Source organism: Oxalobacteraceae bacterium OTU3CAMAD1 (genome assembly GCA_024123915.1).
Taxonomy (GTDB): domain Bacteria; phylum Pseudomonadota; class Gammaproteobacteria; order Burkholderiales; family Burkholderiaceae_D; genus Rugamonas.
In genome coordinates this window covers 6,809,477-6,833,104 of sequence record CP099650.1, presented here as the reverse complement: position 1 = coordinate 6,833,104, position 23,628 = coordinate 6,809,477, and the positions used below count along the sequence as shown (strand labels likewise).

Below are 23,628 nucleotides of genomic sequence, written 5' to 3'. Positions count from 1 at the left end.
ACCCGGAACACCTCAGGTCCGACATTCGGACACGACCTCGTCCGTAGAACCACTTTACGGACGGGCCCGTGTCCGAATGTCGGACCTGACCCCCGGGGTTTATTGGGCTTGGAGTTCGACGTTGACCATGTTGTCGTCGGGCTTGCGGTCGATGAGCTTGTTGTCGGGGTCGATGCCGGCCCTGGCCGGACGGCCGCTGACGACGACCGTGTAGCTGTTGTCCTTGCGGTCGATCAGCTTGCGCTCGCGCAGCAGGCTGTTGCCGTCCTTGTCGTCGACGCCGATGTCGATGTAGTCCTTCAACGCCACGTCCCGCTCCTCGCCCTGGTCGTTGGCGCGCACCTTGGCCGCGCTGACGACGAAGCTGACTTCGTATTTGCCATCGTTGAGCTTGCGCGCCGTCGCCGATACCCCGTGGTTTTCATATAGCACGATGTGGTTGAACAGGTCGTCGACCAGATAGGCGTATTCCGGCGGCGTGATGGCGCGCAGCGCGTCGACCAGCACCGTGACGCTCGGATACGGCCCGCCGCTGCGCCCATGTTTGGCCAGCAGTTCCTTGAGCGCGCCGTTGATCCTGTCCTCGCCCAGCACGTCCTGCAACTGGTACATCGCCAGGCTGCCCTTGCGGTACTGGATGTAGTTCTGGTTTTCGTTGTCGGCCAGCGGCAGTTCCTTCTTGCGCTCCAGCGCGCGTCCCAGCAGGTATTGGTGCAGGTCGTAGCTCAGGAAACGACGCATCTTGCTGGCGCCGAAATTCTTCTTCATCACCATCAGCGCCGAGTATTCGGCCAGCGTCTCGCTGAGCACACTGCCGCCGCGTGTGTTGCCGGCGACCAGTTGGTGGCCCCACCACTGGTGCGCCATTTCATGCGCGGTGACGTAGAACGGGTAGTCGATGTCCTTCGGATTGCTGTCGCTGACCTTGGCGATGAAGCCCAGCGATTCGGCGTACGGAATCGTGTTCGGGAACGATTGCGCGAACGTGGCGTAGCGCGGGAATTCGACAATGCGCACCAGCTTGTGCTGGTACGGTCCGAAGTTGCGCGTGTAGTAGTCGAGCGATTCCTTGATGCCCTTGTTCATCCGCTCGAGGTTGTATTCGTGGCCCGGGTGGTAGTAGATCTCGATGCCGACATCCTGCCACCAGTCGCGCTTGACCAGGTAGCGCGCCGACTGGAAGGCGTAGAAGTTCAGGATCGGCTGGTCCATCTTGTAATGGTAGTAGTGCCGGCCCTTGCTGGTCCAGTCCTTGACCAGCGTGCCTGGCGCGATGGCGATCTGGTCGGCGCTGGTGCTGACGATGGCGTCGAAGTTGATCCAGTCGGCGTCGTTGCCGCTGAAATTGTTGGCCAGGCCGCGTGCATCGTCGCGTGGCAACATGCGTTCGCGCGCGGCCAGCTGGTGCTTCTTGCGGTCGCGTGCCTCGCTCAGCTCGTTCTCCTGCTGGTAGCCGATGCGCGGCAGCACGCTGTTGTTGAAGAAGGTGCCGTTGTGGACGACCGGCGTGTCCTGGCCCATGCCCAAGATGCCCTTGGGCACGTAGTCGACCTCGAACTCGAGCGCCAGCCTCGCGCCCGGCGCCAGCGGCTTGACCAGCTTGTAGGTGTAGAAGCCAAGGTCGGTGTCGCGCAGGCCCGCGCGCACTTCCTGGCTGAAGCGCGCCTTGTAGCCGGTGGCGTCGGCGTCCTGCTGGACGATGATGTCGCTGACCGGCTGCGTGGTCTTGTTTTGCAGCACGTAGCGGCCCTTGACCTTGAGGCTGCGCTGCGCCGGCGTGATGGCGACGTCGAGTTTGACGTCGGTAATGCGCGGCTGCGGCAGCGCCGCGTATTGCTTGTATTTGCGTTCGTAGTCGGCGCGCTCGGCGTCTTTTTCGTAGGTCGACTTGTAGCAGTTGACGATGTGCGTGTTGTAGAACAGTACCGCGCCGGCGCCGGCGAAGACCAGCGCGCCGGCCGCCATCACCGTGAGCACCGGCCTGGTCAGCGCGTGGCGCGCCAGTTGCATGCGCTGGCGCCAGCCGTCGTTGGTGCCGCGCGCCCAGAACAACAGCGAGCCGACCACCAGCAGCAGCGCGGCGCCGCCCCAGTACGCCTCGAACCAGCGCTCGCGCGGCAGGTAGTGGCCGTAGCCGTTCATGGCGGAATAGATGAAGTGCGGCATGGTGCCGTAGGCCAGCATCGGTTCTTCCACGCCCATCGAGCTCATCGTCAACATCGCGACGTAGTACATGATCATCGCGAAATAGGCCAGGTAGCGCTGGTTGATCAGCACCTGCAGCGCGATCGCCAGCACGGCCGCCAGCGCGTATTCGGGTAGCTGGATCAGGAACAGCTGGTACAGATACAGCCCCGGCTCCAGGATGAAATAGCCTTTGCAGATCTGGATCGCCATGCCGCACAGCATCACGACCAACATCAGCAGGGCCTGCAGGCCGATCAGCGCGAACAGCTTGGCCAGCAGCGGCAGCCAGCTCGGGATCGGCAGCGCGTCTAGCATTTGCGCCATGCGCGCCTCGCGCTCGCGCCAGATCAGCTCGCCCGCGTAGAAGGTGGTGATCACCAGCATGAACAGCTCGAACGTTTCCGTCACCGAGTCGAGGATCAGGTAGGTGGCCGGGTAGGTATTGGTGCCGAACATCGATCCCATGTCCAGCGCGCTGGCGAACATCATCAGCACGCCGGCCAGCACGATGACGACGAAATAGATGTTCTTGGTTGTTTCGCGCAGGTTCAGCCAGCTCATCTTGATGAGCAGTCCGGCCAGGCTGCGCGATTTGAAGTCCGGCGTTTCCTGCGTATTGGTCGAGACGGCCGACAGGTGCGGCGGTTGCTCGCCCTCGCCACGGCTGGCGCTGCCGCTGGCGCCGCTGTCGACGGTGGCGATGAAGTGGAAGCGCCAGTAGCCCAGCAGCAGGCCGGCCAGCGCGAACGACGACCACAGCACGCGGTTGATCAGGTACACGCCCTCCGGCCAGACCATGCGCGTGTTGCGCTCGATGATGGGCCAGTACTCGGTCAGGCGCAGCACGGCGGTGGTGCCGAACGGGTCGATCAGCGCGGCCAGCGTTTTATAGTCGAGGTCGCGCGCCAGGCCGGGCGCGACGATGTAGCCGATCAGCATGACCACGCTGCTGATGTAGACCGGCAGCATGCGCCGCGTCAGCGCGGCGAGGATGAAGAACACGGCCCCGAAGATGAAGATGTTGGGCAGGATGACGACGAGGTAGGGAATCAGGTAGCCCAGCGGGCCCGGCAAGCCCAGGCGTTCCGGGTCGATGCCCGGCAGCATGCTGCCCAGCCAGGCGCCGAGGATGATGCTGGTGAAGATCACCGCCAAGGTGAAATAGGCGCCGAGGAAGCGGCCGAACATGTACTGGTGCTTCTTGATCGGCGCGCTGAAGAAGAAGTGCTGCATGTCGTACTCGAAATCCTGCTGCACCGAGCGGCCCATCATGGCCGCGATCACCACCACGCCCAGCGAGCCGAGCGCGCTGACGGTGAACATCAGCGAGCGCGGCGAATTGATCGCCAGGCTGCCGAAGGTGACCTGGGCTTCCTTGAAGAAGCCGCCGGCGGCGGCCATCCACAGCAGCGACAGCGCGAGGAACCCGACGAAGTAGACCCAGGTCGACAGCAGCTTGAGGCGCTGGCGCGCTTCAAAAAAGGCGATGGCGAACATGCGGCCGCCTTAGTCGCAGGTGGCGGCGGCTTGGTGGCGGCCGGCGATGGTGGCGAAGTAGACATCCTCGAGGTCGCCGATGGCCTCCTCGAAACCGTCGCCGGGATCGTTCTCGCTGTAGACGTGGATCAGGGTGCGGCCCGACAGCAGGCGCGACGAGATGACCGGGTGGCGCAGCTGGAACGATTGCAGGTCGCGCTTGTCGATGAAGCGGGCCCAGATTTTGTCGCTGACCTCGTGGATCAGTTCCTGGGTGGGACCGCACAGCAGCAGGTGGCCCTTGTTGATGATCGCCATGTTGGCGCACAGGTCGGCAACGTCGCTGACGATGTGGGTCGACAGGATGACGGTCTTGTCCTCGCCGATGTCCGACAACAGGTTATGGAAGCGCACCCGCTCTTGCGGGTCGAGGCCGGCGGTCGGCTCGTCGACGATGATCAGTTTGGGGTCGCCCAACAGCGCCTGGGCGATGCCGAAGCGCTGGCGCATGCCGCCGGAAAAGCCGCCCAAGCGCTGGTGGCGCACGTCGAACAGATTGGTTTGCTGCAGCAGGCCGTCGACCACCTCGCGCCGGCGGTTGCGGTTGGACAAGCCTTTGAGCTCGGCGAAATGGTCGAGCAGTTCGTAGGCGGTCACCTTCGGATACACGCCGAAGTCCTGCGGCAGATAGCCCAGCAGGCGGCGCACTTCGTCTTTTTCGTCGAGCACGTCGATGTCGTCGAGGAACACCGAACCGGAATCGCATTCCTGCAACGTCGCCAGGGTCCGCATCAGGGTCGACTTGCCGGCGCCGTTGGGGCCGAGCAAGCCGAACATCCCGGTGGGGATGGTAAGCGAAATATTGTCCAACGCCACGACGCCGTTGCCGTAGGTTTTAGACAAGTTGCTGATGCGTAATTCCATGCTGACTCCTGAATGATTCTGCCGCTGCACAACCAGCATTTCTGCACGGCCATACACTTTTCACATGATGGCATTGTATTGAATTTGTTCTATACATGGGGCGCCATTGCGATGGGCGGCGGAAACTGCGCGCCAGACTGCTCAAACGGCCTACCAGAACGCCGTTCATAACCACTTGCTTGAATAGACAACTTGCCCGATTCAATACCATTCTCGGCATCAATTTCTGAACAGCACCGCCTCGCGGTTGAACCACCAGCGGCATAGCGCGAGCAGGGCGCCGGCGGTGACCGTGGTCGACAGCATAATGACCGACAACATGCTGTAATCCATCGTGCCCTTGACCAGCTCTTTCATCGCCAGGGAAACATTGGTCAGGGGCACCATGGCCCATTTCCAGTTCATTTCCACGCCGGGCAGCAGCGCCGCCAGGGTGGGCAGGATGGTGACGATCATCAACGGCGAGATCAGGCCGGAGGCCTCCTTGTAGCTTTTCGCGTACACCGAGATCGACAGCAGGATGGCGGCGAACATGGCCGCCGTCGGCACCAGCATCAACGCCACCATGGCCAGGTCGAACAGGCCGATCGAGCGCGCCATCTGCGCCACGTCGCCGCTCATCAGCGACTCGCCGAAGATCATCAGCCCGCCAATGCTGGCGATCATCAACAGCGCCGAGGTCAGGCCGACGGTGAACAGCATCAGGAATTTCGCCAGTACGATGCTGGTGCGCGAGACCGGCGCCAGCAGCAAGGTTTCCAGGGTGCCGCGTTCCTTTTCGCCGGCGCCGGTGTCGATGGCCGGATACATCGCCGACACCAGGCACACCATCAGCAGGATGTAGGGCACCAGGCCGCCGATCATGGCGCCGGTTTGCTCGCGTTTGTTGGCGGTGGTGCGGTCCTCCAGCTTGATCGGATCGAGCGCGAAGCGCAGCTGGTCCTTGTTGAGGTTGAGTGCCGGCAGCGCCAGCTCGCGCACCGCGTTGTTGTGATTGCCCAGCACCGCCGCCACGCGCTTGCGCGTCATGTCGATCGCCGAGGCGCTGTTGTAATGCAGTTCGATGACGCCTTGCTGGTGCCGCGCCAGGGTGCTTTCCAGGTCGGCCGGTATCACCAGCGCGAACTTGATGCGGTCGTCGCCGATGGCGCGCTTGATCTCGTCGGGACCCGACAGCACCACCTCGCGCAAGCCTTTTTCCTCGGCGAAGCGGGCGGCCAGTTGCGGCGCGTGCTCCTTGCCGAAAATAGCGTAGGTCATCTGCGCCTGGCTGGCCTGCTTGAACATATTGGTCGACAGCATGCCGAAGCCGGTGAAGATCAGCGGCATGGCGATGACCGGCACGAAGACGGTAAAGAAAAACGTCTTGCGGTCGCGCACCAGCTCCAGCAATTCCTTCAGATAGATGGTCCACATGGCTCAGTCTCCCCGGTTGATGACGCCGACAAACGCGTCGTACAGATCGGCGCTGCCGCCGAGGTGGCGCAGGGCGTCGACGGTGCCGTGGAAGGCGGTCTTGCCGTGGTTGATGATGCAGACCCGGTCGCACAGTTTTTCCACCTCGTGCAGGTGGTGGGTGGAAAAGATCAGCGGCACCCGCAGCGCCTTGTAGCTGGCGATGAAGTCGAGCAGCACCTTCGCGGCCATGACGTCGAGGCCGGTGGTCGGTTCGTCGAGGATGACGATCTTCGGCTCGTGCACGACGGTGCGGGCGATCGAGCATTTCTGCTTCATGCCGGTGGAGAGCTGGTCGGCCCGCTTGTTGCCGTACTCGTGCATTTGCAGCAGGTCGAACAGTTCGTCGCAGCGGCGCTTCAGGTGCTCGGCGCGCATGCCGTGCAGGCGGCCGAAATATTCGACGTTCTCGCGCGCGGTCAGGCGTCCGTAGAGGCCGGTGCTGCCGGACAGGAAGCCGATGTGCTGGCGCGCCACGAGCGGGTTGTGCAGCAGGTCGACGCCGTTGGCGTGGATGCTGCCGGCGTCGGGCTTGAGCGCGGTCGACAGCAGGCGCAGGGTGGTGGTCTTGCCGGCGCCGTTGGGACCGAGCAGGCCCAGCACCTCGCCGGGCGCGCAGCTGAAGCTGACGTCGCGCACCGCGTGAAACCAGCCGTCGTGATCTCGCGGATCGAGCGCCGGCGCGGCTTTGCCGCCACGCGAGGGCAAACGGAAGCGTTTGGCCAGCCCTTTTACCTCGATCATTTCGCTGCCCTTTGCTGTTCTTTTATTAAAGATTTCTAGAATAGCATGTAAAAATTCTGGCTTGCAAGCAAGTATGGCGACAAATGTCTTGTTATAGTGATGACAGGGAGAACGGCGGACTATGAATGCTCAACTGCAGGAAAAAATACTCGCGGTGACACAGTGCGGAGTCGACCGCACCGAATGCACTGGCTTCTTCCGCGTTGCGCTGGGGCTGTATTACCTGGCCGGCCTGATGACCAAGGAAACCCTGGATTTCAAGGTGCTGGACCGCGAGTTCAACCGTTTCATCTATCACACGATCGGCAAGGGCCACAGCATCACCAGCATTCTGCAATACATGAGCGGAGAAAAGGTGGTGCGGGTGGTCGAGTCCAAGCGCTTTCTCAAGGCCTTCTCCGAGCATTGCAACGACGTGCCGGTCGAGAACATTCCCTTCCTGCTGGGGCTGAACCTCGGCGTGGCGAAGGATATCTCCAAGATCGACGTGCGCGGCCCTGTGGCCGACTACATCGAGCGCCAGCGGCAACTGCGCGAAGAGACGGACGCGAATTAAAACGCGCCTCTATAATGGTGGTTTTGACGAACCACGAACCGCCATGGCCGCATTCCACCACACCCCACTGGACCGTTTTATCGCCGACGCCGACAAGGCGCTGCGCGTGATCGCCGGCGTCGCCTCGGCGTCGCGCCCGAACCCCGGACTAAGGTCCGACGACGGCCAGCTGAGCGAGGCGGAGCAGCGCCACAGCGCCGGGCTGATGCGGGTCAACCACGTGGGCGAAGTCTGCGCGCAGGCGCTGTACAACTCGCAGGGCCGCTTCGCCAAGACGGCGGAGATGCGCGCCCAGTTCGAGCAGGCGGGCAGGGAAGAGGAAGATCATCTGGCGTGGACCGCGCAGCGGTTGAACGAGCTGGGCTCGCACACCAGCGTGCTGAATCCGCTGTTTTACGCCGGCGCGTATGCGCTCGGCACGGTGGCGGCGGTGCTGGGCGACGCCCGCAGCCTGGGTTTTGTGGTCGAGACCGAGCGCCAGGTGGAAGCGCACCTGGCCAGCCATCTGGACAAGCTGCCGCCGCAGGACGCCAAGTCGCGCGCGATCGTCGAGCAGATGCGCATCGACGAGATCGAGCACGGCGCTGCCGCGCAGGCGCTGGGCGCCGCGCAAACGCCAGCGCCCGTACAAGCCGTGATGTCGGTGATGGGCAAGATCATGACCAGCACCGCGTATTACATTTAACGGCCACCAAATTGAACGGACCACGGAGACACGTAGGGCGGATTAGCGAAGCGTAATCCGCCATGCAAGCGCCGCCAGCGGCGCCAGACGACATCACTCGACTTCGACGATCTCGAAGGTATGCGTAATCTCGGCCATCTTGCCCAGCATGATCGACGCCGAGCAATACTTATCGTGCGACAGCGAAATCGCGCGCTCCACCGCCTCCGGCTTCAAGCCCTTGCCGGTCACGACAAAGTGGAAGTTAATCTTGGTAAACACCTTCGGATCAACGTCCGCGCGATCCGCCTTCAAGGTGCACTCGCAGCCGCGAATATCCGCGCGGCCCTTCTTCAAAATCAGCACCACGTCATACGCCGTGCAACCGCCGGTGCCGAGCAGCACCATTTCCATCGGACGCGGCGCCAGGTTGTGACCGCCGCCCTCAGGCGCGCCGTCCATGTTGACCAGATGACCGGAGCCGGTCTGGGCCAAAAAACTCATGCCCGACGGGCCGTTCCAGCTGACTTTGCATTCCATCATTCTCTCCGTTAAAAATCGTTGCCCGTATTGTAAAGGAGTCCGGCCGCGAGTGGCTTGCACGAAGTTTTTTAGCTTGGACATCCACACAAGCCGCTTGATAATTTAATGCGCTTTGTTTGACTAAAATCAAGGAGCATTTAATGAGCCAAGCTATTGAGTACCTTTGTTCATATGGTGATCTGACCAAGCCGGGCAGCACGAGCGTCGGCGAACTGGCCGACGATTTCACGCTCAATTCCCCGGTCGGCGTGCATGCCGACAGCTACGGCCGGCTGTGGGTATGCGACACCGGCAACAGCCGCCTGCTGGTGTTCTCTCCCGACCTGTCCACCCTGCTGCATGTGATCGAAGGCCCCGGCGAGGCCACGCCGCAGGCGCCGCGCCTGCTGATGCCTTTCCATGTGTGCCCGCATCCGACCGACAAGATTATGTATTGCACCGACATGGGCCACGGCCGGGTGGCCGCCTTCGGCTACGACGAGCACGAGGTGTGGTTCAGCTTTGCGTTCGGCGAGGGTGGTGACGACTATCTGCCGCTGTCCGATCCGAACGGCATCACCACCGTGCGCGAACGCGACGGCGTCGACTACCTCTACATCTGCGACGAGTTCTTCCACACCCAGGACGACTTGGCCAGCCGCTGCGTCAAGTTCACGTTGGAAGGCAAGTTCGTCAGCCAGTTCCGCCGGGTCGCCTGCCCGGGCGCCGAGCATGGCGGCGGCCACGAGCTGCTGTGGCCGCAAGGCATCGCCAGTGATTCCAAGGGCAATATTTACCTCGCCAACACCGGCCACTACGAGGTGCTCAAGATCAGCACCGACTGGCCCATCGTCGATGAATGCGTACAGGCGCCGCACGAGACGGTGATGCTGCACCAGCACGGTAAACCGACCGGCATCGGCAAGTTCAACGTGATGCGCTCGGTGTGCGTGCTCGGCGACCGCGTGTTCGTGCCGGGCCACATCGAGAACGCCATCGCCGTGTACAACCTGGAGGGCGAGCTGGTCACCATCGTCAACGGCCTGCAGCCGTTGTGGAACCACCGCATGGAGCCGGTGCATTCGATGTCGGACCTGATTTATGGCGTGCTGGAGGACGTGGTCTTCGTCGGCCCCTATCAAGTGTGCGCGGCCACCGAGCCGGACGTGTTTTTCATCAGCGAACCGTTTGCGTCGAGCATCATCAAGGTGCGCATCCCGCGCATGAAGGGCGAGGAGGAGGCGTTATTGATCGCGTCCGTCGGCCACCGGCGCGACGACCAGGACCGTCTGCGCAAGACTTCTCAATTCAACTGCATGACGGCCGTGCTCGGCATCGATCCGGACCGCCGCGCGCCGCCGCAGGAGGTCGCCGGCGGCAGCTGGATCGACCAGTGGGCCGCGGCCACCACGCGCGTCTATCAATATTGGTACGACCAGTTCCGCGCGCATTCGGGCATCGATCCGCTGGCGCGCATCGGGCGCGGTTCGCTGAATATCGACTCCGGCAACTGGTGCATGAAAACCTTTAATACCGACAGCGACCCCTACCACCAGATGCAGGACATGATGCGCGGCTTCTTCGTGCCCGGCGACCTGGCGATGGATGTCTATTACCCGCACACGCCGCCGCTGGGGCAGATTTGCCCGGGCACGCCGATCATCTTCGTCACCAACTTCAATATGTGCACGGTGTCGATGTATCAGTTCAGCCCGTCTGGCTTCCTGATCAACTATGGCGTGCCTTTTGGACGCGAGGGCATCGGCGGCGACGGCACCCTGAAGGCGCCGCAAGGCATCGCCGTCAACAGCCGGGGCGAGATCTATATCGCCGACTCGCTCAATAACCGCATTTCGATGTGGCAGATCCAGCCGACCGGCTACGTGGTGTTCCGCAAGAACTTCCGCTGGCATGCGGACGAGGATTTCACGCCGTGCGACATCGCCATCGACGCCAACGACCGCTTGTTCGTCTGCGACCAGTTCAACAACTGCCTGCGCGTGTTCGACCGCGAGGGCAGGAGCTTGTGGAGCTACGGCTACCTCGGCTATTGCGACGATGTCGATGTCGATTACGAAAAGTTCATGCTGCCGGCCAGCGTCTGCATCGACGGCGACCGGCTGATGGTCAACGACCTGGTCAACCGGGCGCTGAAGGTGTTCCGCATCGGCGAGGACACGCTGACCTACGAAACCGGCATTTCCGTGTTCAAGAAGTACCCGGACGCGGGCGGGGTGTGGATGCCGTATTTCATCCACGCGGCGAACGGGCGTCTGTACGTGCCGGACACGACTTTCAATGTGGTCAATGTCTTCCGCTACGGTCCGCCGAAGCTGGTGGAGGACAAGATCGCGGAAGGCCAAATGGCGGCTTGACTCGGCCGGTGGTTCCCGCTTATACTTGTCGGCTTTCCGTTCGCTCAGGAAAGTAAATAAGAAGGCCGAGTCCGCTGAAGCAATGGCGGAACCACCATTTGAGCGTGTTTTACTATTTAGGAAGTCAACATGAAAACTTTTTCCGCTAAGGGCCATGAAGTCCAGCGCGATTGGTTCGTGATTGACGCGACGGACAAAGTCCTCGGACGTGTTGCCAGCGAAGTGGCACTCCGACTGCGCGGCAAACACAAGCCAGAATTTACTCCTCACGTCGATACCGGCGATTTCATCGTCATCATCAACGCAGGCAAACTGCGCGTGACCGGCACCAAAGCCACCGAGAAGACCTACTACCGTCACTCGGGCTACCCAGGCGGCATCTACGAGACCAACTTCCTGAAAATGCAACAGCGTTTCCCAGGCCGTGCTCTGGAAAAAGCAGTCAAGGGTATGTTGCCGAAGGGCCCACTGGGCTACGCAATGATCAAGAAGCTGAAAGTGTACGCTGAAGGTTCGCACCCGCACGCTGCCCAGCAACCTAAAGCACTCGAAATCTAAGGAACTGACATGATCGGTAACTACAATTACGGCACCGGCCGTCGCAAGAGTGCAGTAGCTCGTGTGTTTATCAAAGTTGGCACTGGCCAAATCATCGTTAACGGCAAGCCAGCGGCTGAGTACTTCTCCCGCGAAACCGGCCTGATGGTTATTCGTCAACCACTGGAACTGACCGGCAACGTCGAGCGTTTTGACATCAAAGTCAACGTGCACGGCGGCGGCGAGTCCGGCCAGGCAGGTGCTGTGCGTCACGGCATCACCCGCGCACTGATCGACTACGATGCAGCGCTGAAGGGCGATCTGGCGCGCGCCGGCTTCGTTACCCGCGATGCACGTGAAGTTGAGCGTAAAAAAGTTGGTCTGCGCAAAGCACGTCGCGCAAAGCAATTCTCGAAGCGTTAATATTTACGCTATGGCGCGCCGCTTGCGGCGTGCTGTCGAAAAAGCCGCCGGCCTTGTGTCGGGCGGCTTTTTTGCTATGGGGTATGGTCATACGCCCGTAGCGCATGCCTGATAAAATGGCCCTCCAGACACGGTGATATGGCAACGGATACACGTAGGGCGGATTAGCGCAGCGTAATCGGCCATGCCGGCGTCATTGGCGGCTCACGCATGGCCGATTACGGCGTTCCGCCTAATCCGCCCTACGTGTTTCCGTGGTTCTTTTGCGGTTTTTGGCCCTCTCTTATTCTGTAATACTTCACTGAAGGAACGAACATGATCAAAGTTGGCATCGTCGGCGGCACCGGCTACACCGGAGTGGAATTGCTGCGACTGTTGGCAGTCCACCCTGATGTGCAGCTGACGGCTATCACGTCGCGCAAGGAAGATGGCTTGCCGGTTGCCGATATGTTCCCTTCGCTGCGCGGGCGCGTGGACATCGCTTTCTCGTCGCCGGACAAGGCCGACCTCAAGCAGTGCGACGTGGTGTTCTTCGCCACCCCGCACGGCGTCGCCATGGCGCAGGCGCCGGAGCTGCTGGCTGCCGGCGTCAAGGTCATCGACCTGGCGGCCGATTTCCGCATCAAGGACAAGGCCGTCTTTGAAAAATGGTACAAGATCGAGCACACCTGCCCGGATCTGCTGGAAGAAGCCGCCTATGGCCTGGCCGAACTGAACCGCGACGCCATCAAGGGCGCGCGCTTGGTCGCCAATCCGGGTTGCTATCCGACCACGATGCAGCTGGGTTACTACCCGCTGCTCAAGGCCGGCGTGATCGACGCCGGTTCGCTGATCGCCGACTGCAAGTCCGGCGTCTCCGGCGCCGGCCGTAAAGCCGAGATCGGCACCTTGTTCTCCGAGTCGAGCGACAATTTCAAGGCTTATGGCGTGTCGGGCCATCGCCACACGCCGGAAACCGTGGCGCAGCTGCAAAAGTTCGCCGGCGACAAGGTTGGCCTGGTGTTTACGCCGCACCTGGTGCCGATGATCCGGGGCATGCACTCGACCCTGTACGGTCGCCTGACCAAGGAAGTGAGCAACGAGGAACTGCAAGCACTGTTCGAAGAGCAATACAAAGACTCGCCTTTCGTCGACGTCATGCCGTTCGGTTCGCATCCAGAGACCCGTTCGACGCGCGGCGCCAACGTGCTGCGCCTGGCGCTGCATCGTCCGGACAACGGCAACACCGTCATTGTGCTGGTGGTGCAGGACAATCTGGTCAAGGGCGCGTCCGGCCAGGCTGTGCAGTGTATGAATTTGATGTTTGGCCTGGAAGAATCGACCGGCCTGACGCAGATCGCGTTGCTGCCGTAACTTTGCGCACAATCTGGCGTTGATATTTGCCATAAGACCCCCCATTTTCGAGGGGTCTGGAGCATAAACAACGCCAACGGTCTATAATGACCTAAATGTTTTCACGTAGGAGTCTGAAATGAATGCTGTCGCCGAATCACTAGTAGATGTAATCCCGTCGCCGATCATCTTCACCGATAGCGCGGCCGAAAAGGTCGCCCAGCTGATCGAGGAAGAGGGTAATCCCGACCTGAAACTGCGTGTGTTCGTGCAGGGTGGCGGCTGTTCCGGCTTCCAGTACGGTTTCACGTTCGATGAAATCGTCAACGAAGACGACACCACGATGGTCAAGAACGGCGTCCAGCTGTTGATCGACTCGATGAGCTACCAGTATCTGGTGGGCGCCGAGATCGACTACAAGGATGACCTGGAAGGCGCGCAATTCGTCATCAAGAACCCGACCGCGACGTCGACCTGCGGCTGCGGCTCGTCGTTCTCGGTATAAATCAGTTCTAGTTGCACAATGCGGCGGACAACTTCGGTTGTCCGCCGTTTGTTTTTGTGCGCTCTGCCAGCAAACCCGCACCGCCACGCGGGGTCGTACCCCACGGGGTACGACCCCTAAGCCGCGACGCATACAGGTCGCCAAACGCATAGGGGGTTGGGTCCCGCCTGGATTAGCGGGGGTAGAGTGCTCCAAGCACCCGCTCACCTTTGGCCCCGGTCACCGTCGGCAGATTGCCGGCCAGGCGTTCGCTGAAGCGGTAACCCAGCCAGGCGAACGCCAACGCCTCGACCCGGTTCGGCGCGATGCCCAGGGCTTGCGTCGACGCCACCAGCACGTTGTTGCCCAGCGCGGCGCCCAGTTCGCTCATCAGCACGCCGTTGTAGGCGCCGCCACCGCAGACATACACCGCGTCCGCGCCGCCGCCATAGGCCTGTATCGACCGCGCCAGCGAGACCGCCGTCAGCTTGGTCAGCGTGAACTGCACATCCTCCGGCGCGGCGTCTCCGTACACGGCCAGCCGCGTGTCGAGCCAGTCCAGGTGGAACAGGTCGCGGCCGGTGCTTTTCGGCGCCGGCAGCGCGAAATAGGGCTCGTGCAGCAATTCCTGCAGCAACTCGGGGATTTCCTTGCCGCTGGCCGCCCACGCACCGTCGGCGTCGTACTCCTTGTCCAGGTGGCGGGCGATCCAGGCGTCCATCAGCACATTGCCGGGACCGGTGTCGAAGCCGATCACGCCGCCTTCGCCGTCCAGCACGCTGATATTGGAGATGCCGCCGATGTTGGCCACCACGCGGGCCTGGCCGGGCTTGCCGAACAGCGCCTGGTGGAAGGCCGGCACCAGCGGCGCGCCCTGGCCGCCGGCGGCGATGTCGCGGCTGCGGAAGTCGGCGATGACGTCGATGCCGCACAGCTCGGCCAGCAGGGCGGGGTTGTTGGTCTGGCGCGTAAAACCCAGTTCCGGGCGATGGCGGATGGTCTGGCCGTGGACGGCGACGGCGCGCACCGTATCCGCCGTGCGGCCGGCCTCGTCCAGCAGCTGTGTCACGCACTGGGCGTAGAACTGCGCCAGCTGGTTGGCGGCCAGCGCCTCGCGCTCGATCTCGTTGTCGCCGGAAGATTGCAGCGCCATCAGTTCGGCGCGCAGTGTTGGAGGAAAGGCTATATAGGCCGCCGCCAGCGTGTCGATCGTGTGGCCGGAGAAATCGGCGAGCGCGCCGTCCACGCCGTCCAGGCTGGTCCCGGACATCAAACCGATATAGTGGGGCATTGTTGTTTCCTCAAGCTGAAAAAGCTATTTTGCCTGACCTTACGTGTGGTGTCGCACGGAACAAGCGGTCTGGGCGGAGCATTATGGTTACAGGGCAAAAGAAACAGACGAAAAAAAAACAGGCCGATGCGGCGGCCTGTTTCGGATGAAGCAGTGTAAAGCGTTGTGGCTTATTTTGCCGCGACGCGGGTGCCGGTCGAGCCACCTGGTTGCAGCAGCGCGAAGCGGTGCGACATGTCCGACGCGTAGACCTTGAAGCGCGACAGTTCGGCGGCCGTCAAGGGCGCCTGCGCCGTCACGTTGAGCTTGCTCGGGTCCTTGGCTTCGCCACCGACGCGGAACTCGTAGTGGAGATGCGCGCCGGTCGACCAGCCGGTGCTGCCGACATAGCCGATCACGTCGCCCTGGCTGACTTTGGTGCCTTTTTTGACGCCAGGCGCAAAGCGGCTCATGTGGGCGTAAGCGGTCGAGTAATTGTTCCAGTGCTTGATGGTGACGAAATTACCGTAGCCATTCTGCGTGCCGGCGAAATCGACAACGCCATCGCCCGATGCGCGGATCGGCGTGCCGGTCGGCGCAGGGAAGTCGATGCCCTTGTGCGCTTTCCACTCGCCCGAGACCGGATGCACGCGCATCGAGAAGCCCGACGAAATCCGCGAGAATTCCACCGGCGACTTCAGGAAGGCTTTTTTCAGCGCCTTGCCGTCGAAGCTGTAGTAGCCGCCGCCCTGCCTGGTCTGCGGATCTTCAAACCACACCGACTGATACGTCGTGCCGCGGTTGGTGAATTCGCCAGCCAGGATGCGGCCCGCGCGAACAAATTCCCCATCCTGCCAGAACGTCTCATACACCACGTTGAAATGGTCGCCGCGCTTCAGGTCGCCCCGGAAGTCGATGCTGGTCGAGAACATCTCGACGATTTGCTTGACGATCGTATCCGGCAGTTTGGTGCCGTCTTCGTTCGAATCGGTGGCTGCGAACAGGGTCGAGGTGATGGTGCGGGCATGCATCTCGACACGACGTTCCAGCTTGGCCGGCTCTTCTTCCGCGACAAAGCGGTCGTTTTTGCGGGAAATCTTGATATTCTTGACAGGGATATCCTTGCCGTCGACCACGACCGCGCGCAGCCATTGCAGATTGCCCTCGTCGTCGGTCTGCGCCTGAACGCGCTTGCCGGTCTTCAGCTGCATGACGCCTTTGGCGACCTTGTCTTTTTTGATGAAGTTTTCGGCGGCGTCGTCTTCCACACCCAGGCGGGTGAGCAAGGTGGCCAGGGTGTCGCCGGCGCGGATGCGTTCTTCGTGGACGAAGTGCTCGCTGGACGATTGTTGCTCAAGTGCGTTGATCTGTGGTGCAAGATCCGGCATCGTGACCGCTTCCTGCACGGATTTAACCGGCAGATCGGCAGGATCCGGGGCGAGCGGCGCGACGCCGGCCGCACCGAACGCACATACTGTGAGGAACAGTGCCGAGGCGCTGACAATGCGCGCTTTGCGCGTTGAAGCTATCAGACTGTACAAGCGTGAGCTCGTGAATTTATGTATTTGGTTCATGCAATCAGTTAAAATTTGCCGCTTGAACTATTCAGGAACCTTTTATTTCTTCTAATTATTGTCGGGTTTCGTTTTCGTACGGCAAGATTGATGGATCGAGGATTATAACAAACTCCTGAGGCTGACTACCTTTTTTTGAAAAAAACTCCCAAAATATATGACTACCCCTTCTTCCACACCGCCGGTTCCCTCTAAGGTACTGCCCCTGACCGACCGTGTACAAGAGGCGCTCGCCATCACCAAACGGGGTATCGACGAGTTGCTGATCGAAAGCGAGTTCGCCCAAAAGCTGGCGCGTTCCGAGCAAAGCGGCGTTCCGCTGCGCGTCAAACTCGGCCTGGACCCGACCGCGCCGGATTTGCACCTCGGTCATACCGTCGTGCTCAACAAGATGCGTCAGTTGCAAGATCTGGGCCATCAAGTCATTTTCCTGATCGGGGACTTCACGTCGATGATCGGCGACCCGTCGGGCCGCAACATGACGCGTCCGCCGCTGACCAAGGAACAGGTCGAGCAAAACGCCATGACCTATTTCAAGCAGGCGTCCTTGGTGCTCGATCCGTCCAAGACCGAAATCCGCTACAACTCCGAGTGGTGCGATCCGCTGGGCGCGCGCGGCCTCATCAAGCTGGCCTCGCACTATACCGTGGCCCGCATGATGGAGCGTGACGATTTCAGCAAGCGCTTCAAGGGTGGGACACCGATTGCGGTCCATGAGTTCCTTTATCCTTTGATGCAGGGTTACGATTCGGTCGCTTTGAAGTCGGATCTTGAGCTGGGTGGAACAGACCAGAAATTCAACTTGCTGGTTGGCCGCGAGCTGCAGAAGGACTACGACCAGGAACCGCAGTGCATTTTGACCATGCCGCTGCTGGAAGGTTTGGACGGCGTCGACAAAATGTCCAAGTCGAAGAACAACTATATCGGCATCACCGAGCCGGGCAACACCATGTTCGCCAAGATCATGAGCATTTCCGACGTGATGATGTGGAAATACTATGAGTTGCTGTCGTTCCGCTCGATCGCCGACGTCGCCGCGCTCAAGGCCGCGATCGACGGCGGCGCCAACCCGCGCGACGCCAAAGTGGCGCTGGCGCAGGAAATCGTCGCCCGCTTCCACTCGCAGGCGGCGGCCGACGAGGCGCTCAACGACTTCGTCAACCGCTCCAAGGGCGGCATTCCGGACGACGTGCCGGAAGTGTCGCTGGCCGGCGCGCCGGTCGGCATCCCGCAATTGCTGAAGATGGCAGGCCTGTGCCCGTCCACCTCGGAAGCGATGCGCATGATCGACCAGGGCGGCGTGCGCCTGGACGGCGCCGTCATCAGCGATAAAACTGTCAAGATCGAGGCCGGCACCTTCGTGCTGCAAGTGGGCAAGCGCAAGTTCGCCCGCGTGACCCTGTCCGCATGATCGCGCTGCTGCAACGGGTCAGCGACGCGAAAGTGGTGGTCGACGGCGCCACCATCGGCGCCATCGGGGCCGGTCTGATGGTGCTGGTGTGCGCCGAACGCCACGACACCGAGAAGGACGCCGACACCTTGTTGACCAAAATGCTGGGCTACCGCGTGTTTTCGGACGACGCCGGCAAGATGAACCGCAGTGTGACGGACGTGGCCGGCGGCCTGTTGCTGGTGCCGCAGTTCACCCTGGCGGCCGACACCAAGTCCGGCACCCGTCCTTCGTTCACGCCGGCCGCCGCGCCGGCCGACGGCTTGCGCCTGTTCAATTATTTCGTCGAGCAGGCGCGTTTGCGGCACACTGTGGTGCAAACGGGCCAGTTTGGTGCGGACATGAAAGTCACGCTGACCAACGACGGACCTGTAACGTTTTGGCTGCAGACCACCTCTAAATAAGAACAGTCGGGGAGACCAGAGATGAAACTGTCGAGTGAGAGCTTTCGGGACGGCACCGCGATTCCAGCCGCCTGTGCCTTTGCCGCCATGGGCGCCGACGGCCAGGTGACGCTGTCGGGCAACCGCAATCCCCAGCTGAGCTGGAGTGACGTGCCGGCCGGCACCGAATCGCTGGTGTTGCTGTGCATCGACGGCGACGTCCCAACCGACGCCACCGACGTCAACCGCCCGGGCATTACCTTGCCGGCGAGTATGCCGCGCGACGATTTTTTCCACTGGAGCCTGATCGATATTCCGGTCGGCCTGCACCAGATCGCCGAGGGCGCGTTGTCGGACGGCGTGGCCGCGCGCGGCAAGCCGGGTCCGGAAATCAGTCTGAACGGCGCCGCCATGCGGCAGGGCGTCAACGATTACGCCCGGTGGTTTTCCACCGACCCGGCGATGGCCGGCGACTATTACGGGTATGATGGCCCCTGTCCGCCGTGGAACGATGAGCGCGTCCACCATTATATTTTTCGCATGTATGCGCTCGATGTGCCGCGCCTGGCATTGGAAGGGCGCTTTACTTGTGTCGACGTGCTCAACGCCATCCACGGCCATATCGTCGACGAGGCGCAATTGATCGGCACCTACACTTTGAATCCGGCCCTGGCCGCCGAACCGGCCCGCAAGCCAAGAAAAAAGACCGCATGAACAACACGAATATTTTGCTGATCCGCCACGGCGAGACGGCCTGGAACGCCGTGCGCCGCCTGCAGGGCCATATCGATATCCCGCTCAACGCCGAAGGCGAACGCCAGGCCGGCGCGCTGGCCCAGGCGCTGGCCGCCGAGTCGGTCGACGTGATCGTCTCGAGCGACCTGCAGCGCGCCCGCCAAACGGCCCAGGCCGTGGCCGACCAGTACGACGGCGCCCAGGTTCACACCGACGCCAACCTGCGCGAGCGCTGCTACGGCGTTTTCGAAGGCATGTTGTATACCGACGTCGAGCAGCAGTATCCGGCCGACTTCGCCCTGTGGCAGGCGCGCGATATCGACGCGGTGATGCCGCCCGGCGAGCGGGTGGCCGAGAGTTTCCGCCAGTTTTACGCGCGCGCCATCTCGGCCATCGGCGAGTGGGCCGAGCGCCATCCGGGCAAAACCGTCGCCATCGTCGCCCACGGCGGCGTGCTGGAGTGCGCCTACCGCGAGGCGGTCGGCATGCAGCTCGACAGCCCGCGCGATTTCCAGGTCAAGAACGCCAGCATCAACCGTTTCACGTTCTCCGATGGGAAGTTAGCGCTAACTAGCTGGGGCGAGGTGGAGCACCTGAGTCTGGCCGCGATGGACGATGTGATCTGATCGTTCATAACGTTCAGACTGCACATTTGCAGTTTTCATAAAAAATAGTGCTTATTATTTGAGCACCCCTTCGGTTAAAATAGAAGGTTCCTTCTTCCCCATCAGGTATCGCCAGTGCAAATCGGCCCTCATTTACTGCGCAACAACGTTTTCGTCGCTCCCATGGCGGGTGTGACGGATCGGCCTTTCCGTCAGCTGTGCAAACAGCTGGGGGCGGGGTACGCGGTATCCGAAATGGCGGCGTCCAATCCGCGCCTGTGGGCGACCGAGAAAAGCTCGCGCCGCACCGACCACACCGGCGAAATGGAGCCGAAGGCGGTGCAGATCGCCGGCGCCGATCCCAAGGATTTGGCCGACTGCGCCCGCTTCAACGTCGAGCGCGGCGCCCAGATCATCGATATCAATATGGGTTGCCCGGTCAAGAAAGTGTGCAATAGCTGGTGCGGTTCGGCCCTGTTGCAGAACGAGGCGCTGGTCAGGGAGATCGTCGAAGCGGTGGTCGGCGCGGTCGACGTGCCGGTTACTTTAAAATTCCGCACCGGCTGGAACCGCGAGAACAAGAACGCTTTGAGGATCGCGCGCATCGCCGAGGACGCGGGCATCGCCATGCTGACCTTGCATGGCCGCACGCGCGCCGACGGCTACACCGGCGACGCCGAGTACGACATGATCGCGGCGGTCAAGCAGTCGGTGGCCATTCCCGTGGTGGCCAACGGCGATATCACCACGCCGGAAAAAGCCAAATTCGTGCTCGATTACACCGGCGCCGACGCCGTCATGATTGGCCGCGCGGCGCAGGGCCGGCCGTGGATCTTCCGCGAGATCGAGCATTTCCTGCGCACCGGCACCCATCTGCCGCCGCCGTACGTGGACGAAGTGCGCGCGCTGATGGACGAACACCTGCGCGCCCATTATGCGTTTTACGGCGACTACCTGGGCGTGCGCACCGCGCGCAAGCACATCGGCTGGTACGTGCGCGACCTCGAGGGCGGCGAGGATTTCCGCCAGAAGATGAATCTGCTGGAGTCCACCGACGAGCAGTTGATCGCCGTCGACCAGTTTTTCGAATCCCAGTGGACTTACGGCGAGCGGTTACAATACCGCCTCCCTGAAGTTTTGCAAGCCGCATAAGAACAGTTAGCCAGCACTAAAAAAGTTATATCAGAAGGGTAAGCGCCTGGATCATGAGTCCCGGAGTGATTTACCAGCGTCAACAGATTATTTAGCGAACGACATCAAAATGAGCAAAGAAAGTATCCAGGAAGTAGTCCAGAAGAGCCTTGAAGATTACTTCAACGACCTGGGCGAGCAGCAGGCATCGAATATCTACGATATGGTCGTGCTGACCGTGGAAAAGCCGATACTGGAAGTGGTCATGACGCGCGCCGACGGCAACCAGTCGCACGCGGCGCAGATGCTGGGCATCAACCGCAACACCCTGCGCAAGAAACTGCAAGAACACGGCCTGCTGTAAACAGCGGCGATTTTTCCGGCATGGCGGCTGGGAACGGCCGTCGGGCCGCACTCAGACATCAACCCACCTAGCCTTTCACAGCCATGATTAAACAAGCTCTCATCTCCGTCTCCGACAAAACCGGTGTGCTGGACTTCGCCCGCGCGCTGTCCACCATGGGCGTCAAGATCCTGTCGACCGGCGGCACCGCCAAACTGCTGGCCGACAACGGCGTGGCCGTGACCGAGGTCGCCGACTACACCGGCTTCCCGGAGATGCTCGATGGCCGCGTCAAGACCCTGCATCCGAAGGTGCACGGCGGCATCCTGGCGCGCCGCGATTTCCCGGAGCACGTGGCCAAGCTGGAAGAGCACGCCATCCCGACCATCGACATGGTCGTGGTCAACCTGTATCCGTTCCAGGCCACCGTCGCCAAGGAAGATTGCTCGCTGGACGACGCCATCGAGAACATCGACATCGGCGGTCCGGCCATGCTGCGCTCGGCGGCCAAGAACCACAAGGACGTGATCGTCATCTGCGATCCGACCGACTACGGCGTGGTGCTGGCGGAAATGAAGACCACCGACAACGCGCCCGGCTATGTCAGCTACGACACCCGCTTCAAGCTGGCCACCAAGGTCTACGCGCACACCGCGCAGTACGACGGCGCCATCGCCAACTACCTGACCAGCCTGGGCGCCGACCGCCAGCACGCCAGCCGCAACGCCTACCCGACCACCCTGAACGTGGCGTTCGAAAAAGTGCAGGACATGCGCTACGGCGAGAACCCGCACCAGTCGGCCGCGTTCTACCGCGACGTCGCCGCCACCGACGGCGCGCTGGGCAACTACCGTCAGCTGCAGGGCAAGGAACTGTCGTTCAATAACATCGCCGACGCCGATGCGGCGTGGGAATGCGTCAAGAGCATGGGCAGCTTCCAGCAAAGCGCCGCCTGCGTCATCGTCAAGCACGCCAATCCGTGCGGCGTGGCGCTGGGCACCGACGCGGCCGACGCCTACAAGCGCGCGCTGCAGACCGATCCGACGTCGGCGTTCGGCGGCATCATCGCCTTCAACGTCGAGATCGACGCGGCCGCCGCCACCGAGCTCGCCAAGCTGTTCGTCGAGGTGCTGATCGCGCCGTCGTATTCGGCGGAGGCCAAGCAGATCCTGTCGGCCAAGCAGAACGTGCGTTTGCTGGAAATCCCGCTGGGCAATGGCGTCAATACCATGGACTTCAAGCGCGTCGGCGGCGGTTTGCTGGTGCAGTCGGCCGATGCGAAGAACGTGCTGTTGACGGACGTGAAGGTGGTCAGCAAGCTGCAGCCGACGCCGCAGCAGTTGCAGGACATGATGTTCGCCTGGCGCGTGGCCAAGTATGTGAAGTCGAACGCCATCGTCTTCTGCGGCAATAACATGACCCTGGGCGTGGGCGCCGGCCAGATGAGCCGTATCGACTCGGCCCGCATCGCTTCGATCAAGGCGCAAAACGCCGGCCTGTCGCTGACCGGTTCGGTGGTGGCGTCGGATGCGTTCTTCCCGTTCCGTGACGGCCTGGATGTGGTGGTTGACGCCGGCGCGACCTGCGTGATCCATCCGGGCGGCTCGATGCGCGACCAGGAAGTGATCGACGCGGCCAACGAGCGCGGCGTCGTCATGGTGTACACGGGCATCCGCCACTTCCGCCACTAAGCCGCGGTTCCACGTAGGGCGGATTAGCGCAGCGTAATCCGCCAATGCGTGCTCCGTCGGCGGCTCATAGATGGCGGATTACGGCGTTCCGCCTAATCCGCCCTACGTGGCTCCGTGGTCAATCGACGGTCCCGGACATGATCCGAACATAAAAGCGCCCGCTACCTTGCGGGCGCTTTCTTTACTGCATACAATCCATCAATGATAATTCTCGGCATCGACCCCGGCTTGCGCACGACCGGCTTTGGCGTTATTCGCAAGCAGGGCGCGAAGCTGTATTACGTCGCCTCGGGCACCATCAAGAGCGGCGAGGGCGGCCTGCCGGCGCGCTTGAAGGTGATCCTCGATGGCGTGGCCGAGGTCGCCCGCATCTACCAGCCCGAGTGCGCGGCCATCGAGCAGGTGTTCGTCAACGTCAATCCGCAATCGACTTTGCTGCTGGGCCAGGCCCGCGGCGCGGCCATTTGCGCGCTGGTGTCGGCCGAGCTCAGCGTGGCTGAATATTCGCCGACGCAGGTCAAGCAGGCCGTGGTCGGCACCGGCCGCGCGGTCAAGGCGCAGGTGCAGGACATGGTGGCGCGGCTGTTGTCCTTGCCCGGCCTGCCCGGCACCGACGCCGCCGACGCGCTCGGCATCGCCATTTGCCATGCCCACAGCCGCGAGACCTTGACCCTGATCGCCGGCGCCGGCCAGGGCACCAGCACCGCCAAGAGCGGTCCGCTGGCCGGCCTGCGCATGAAGAACGGCCGCCTGGTCGGCTAACTCCC

At 61.9% G+C, this 23,628-nt stretch carries 22 protein-coding genes; 15 read left to right on the top strand and 7 right to left on the bottom strand.

Features of this window, described 5'->3' with window-relative positions; translation table 11 throughout:
• Positions 1-99: 99 nt before the first annotated feature.
• From NHH88_29225 to NHH88_29210, 4 genes are all read right to left on the bottom strand, one after another.
• Complete coding sequence (locus NHH88_29225) at positions 100-3,684, bottom strand: ABC transporter permease (GenBank protein ID USX13685.1); 3,585 nt, start codon at positions 3,682-3,684, stop codon at positions 100-102.
• Between the two features lie 9 nt (positions 3,685-3,693).
• Positions 3,694-4,587, bottom strand: coding sequence for an ABC transporter ATP-binding protein (locus tag NHH88_29220; GenBank protein USX13684.1), 894 nt, complete (start codon positions 4,585-4,587; stop codon positions 3,694-3,696).
• A gap of 219 nt (positions 4,588-4,806) precedes the next feature.
• The gene (locus NHH88_29215) at positions 4,807-6,003 is read right to left on the bottom strand and encodes an ABC transporter permease (protein ID USX13683.1); all 1,197 of its coding nucleotides are present in this window, start codon (positions 6,001-6,003) and stop codon (positions 4,807-4,809) included.
• A gap of 3 nt (positions 6,004-6,006) precedes the next feature.
• The gene (locus tag NHH88_29210) at positions 6,007-6,786 is read right to left on the bottom strand and encodes an ATP-binding cassette domain-containing protein (protein USX13682.1); all 780 of its coding nucleotides are present in this window, start codon (positions 6,784-6,786) and stop codon (positions 6,007-6,009) included.
• Between the two features lie 121 nt (positions 6,787-6,907).
• Between NHH88_29210 and NHH88_29205 the strand changes: the two genes are divergently transcribed.
• Complete coding sequence (locus tag NHH88_29205) at positions 6,908-7,342, top strand: hypothetical protein (protein ID USX13681.1); 435 nt, start codon at positions 6,908-6,910, stop codon at positions 7,340-7,342.
• 43 nt (positions 7,343-7,385) lie between these two features.
• On the top strand, positions 7,386-8,027 hold the full coding sequence (coq7, locus tag NHH88_29200; protein ID USX13680.1) for a 2-polyprenyl-3-methyl-6-methoxy-1,4-benzoquinone monooxygenase: 642 nt from the start codon (positions 7,386-7,388) through the stop codon (positions 8,025-8,027).
• A 93-nt stretch (positions 8,028-8,120) separates the two neighbouring features.
• Here the strand turns inward: coq7 and NHH88_29195 are convergent, their stop codons facing one another.
• Positions 8,121-8,546 carry an OsmC family protein gene (locus NHH88_29195; GenBank protein ID USX13679.1) on the bottom strand — a complete coding sequence of 142 codons (426 nt, stop codon included), beginning with the start codon at positions 8,544-8,546 and terminating at the stop codon, positions 8,121-8,123.
• Between the two features lie 143 nt (positions 8,547-8,689).
• Here NHH88_29195 and NHH88_29190 point away from each other — a divergent pair, with 143 nt between their 5' ends.
• The 5 genes from NHH88_29190 to erpA all read left to right on the top strand — a co-directional run bounded on the left by NHH88_29190 (position 8,690) and on the right by erpA (position 13,700).
• Positions 8,690-10,903 carry an NHL repeat-containing protein gene (locus NHH88_29190; GenBank protein USX13678.1) on the top strand — a complete coding sequence of 738 codons (2,214 nt, stop codon included), beginning with the start codon at positions 8,690-8,692 and terminating at the stop codon, positions 10,901-10,903.
• 129 nt (positions 10,904-11,032) lie between these two features.
• Positions 11,033-11,461: a 50S ribosomal protein L13 gene (gene rplM / locus NHH88_29185; protein ID USX13677.1), complete on the top strand. Its 429-nt coding sequence runs from the start codon at positions 11,033-11,035 to the stop codon at positions 11,459-11,461.
• A 9-nt stretch (positions 11,462-11,470) separates the two neighbouring features.
• Positions 11,471-11,863 (top strand): 30S ribosomal protein S9, encoded by a 393-nt coding sequence (gene rpsI, locus NHH88_29180; GenBank protein USX13676.1) that lies wholly within the window; start codon positions 11,471-11,473, stop codon positions 11,861-11,863.
• 315 nt (positions 11,864-12,178) lie between these two features.
• Positions 12,179-13,216, top strand: a complete 1,038-nt coding sequence (argC, locus tag NHH88_29175; GenBank protein USX13675.1) for an N-acetyl-gamma-glutamyl-phosphate reductase — start codon at positions 12,179-12,181, stop codon at positions 13,214-13,216.
• Between the two features lie 118 nt (positions 13,217-13,334).
• Positions 13,335-13,700 carry an iron-sulfur cluster insertion protein ErpA gene (erpA, locus tag NHH88_29170; GenBank protein USX13674.1) on the top strand — a complete coding sequence of 122 codons (366 nt, stop codon included), beginning with the start codon at positions 13,335-13,337 and terminating at the stop codon, positions 13,698-13,700.
• Positions 13,701-13,872: 172 nt separating this feature from the next.
• Here erpA and NHH88_29165 read toward each other — a convergent pair whose 3' ends face one another.
• Both NHH88_29165 and NHH88_29160 read right to left on the bottom strand, forming a co-directional pair.
• Positions 13,873-14,970: an anhydro-N-acetylmuramic acid kinase gene (locus tag NHH88_29165; protein ID USX13673.1), complete on the bottom strand. Its 1,098-nt coding sequence runs from the start codon at positions 14,968-14,970 to the stop codon at positions 13,873-13,875.
• A 170-nt stretch (positions 14,971-15,140) separates the two neighbouring features.
• Positions 15,141-16,523 (bottom strand): M23 family metallopeptidase, encoded by a 1,383-nt coding sequence (locus tag NHH88_29160; GenBank protein ID USX13672.1) that lies wholly within the window; start codon positions 16,521-16,523, stop codon positions 15,141-15,143.
• Between the two features lie 157 nt (positions 16,524-16,680).
• On the opposite strand from NHH88_29160, the gene tyrS reads away from it, so the two are divergent.
• From tyrS to ruvC, 8 genes are all read left to right on the top strand, one after another.
• Positions 16,681-17,934, top strand: coding sequence for a tyrosine--tRNA ligase (gene tyrS, locus NHH88_29155; GenBank protein USX13671.1), 1,254 nt, complete (start codon positions 16,681-16,683; stop codon positions 17,932-17,934).
• Entirely contained in the window at positions 17,931-18,377 is a 447-nt protein-coding gene (dtd, locus tag NHH88_29150; GenBank protein ID USX13670.1) for a D-aminoacyl-tRNA deacylase, read from the top strand. Before tyrS ends, dtd begins: the two co-directional genes overlap by 4 nt.
• A gap of 21 nt (positions 18,378-18,398) precedes the next feature.
• Positions 18,399-19,070 (top strand): YbhB/YbcL family Raf kinase inhibitor-like protein, encoded by a 672-nt coding sequence (locus tag NHH88_29145; protein USX13669.1) that lies wholly within the window; start codon positions 18,399-18,401, stop codon positions 19,068-19,070.
• Complete coding sequence (locus NHH88_29140; GenBank protein USX13668.1) at positions 19,067-19,717, top strand: histidine phosphatase family protein; 651 nt, start codon at positions 19,067-19,069, stop codon at positions 19,715-19,717. The genes NHH88_29145 and NHH88_29140 overlap by 4 nt, the downstream gene beginning before the upstream one ends.
• A gap of 162 nt (positions 19,718-19,879) precedes the next feature.
• Positions 19,880-20,848: a tRNA dihydrouridine synthase DusB gene (gene dusB / locus NHH88_29135; GenBank protein USX17469.1), complete on the top strand. Its 969-nt coding sequence runs from the start codon at positions 19,880-19,882 to the stop codon at positions 20,846-20,848.
• Between the two features lie 109 nt (positions 20,849-20,957).
• Positions 20,958-21,191, top strand: coding sequence for a Fis family transcriptional regulator (locus NHH88_29130; GenBank protein ID USX13667.1), 234 nt, complete (start codon positions 20,958-20,960; stop codon positions 21,189-21,191).
• A gap of 83 nt (positions 21,192-21,274) precedes the next feature.
• Positions 21,275-22,861: a bifunctional phosphoribosylaminoimidazolecarboxamide formyltransferase/IMP cyclohydrolase gene (gene purH / locus NHH88_29125; protein USX13666.1), complete on the top strand. Its 1,587-nt coding sequence runs from the start codon at positions 21,275-21,277 to the stop codon at positions 22,859-22,861.
• 201 nt (positions 22,862-23,062) lie between these two features.
• Complete coding sequence (gene ruvC / locus NHH88_29120; protein ID USX13665.1) at positions 23,063-23,623, top strand: crossover junction endodeoxyribonuclease RuvC; 561 nt, start codon at positions 23,063-23,065, stop codon at positions 23,621-23,623.
• Positions 23,624-23,628 lie beyond the last annotated feature (5 nt).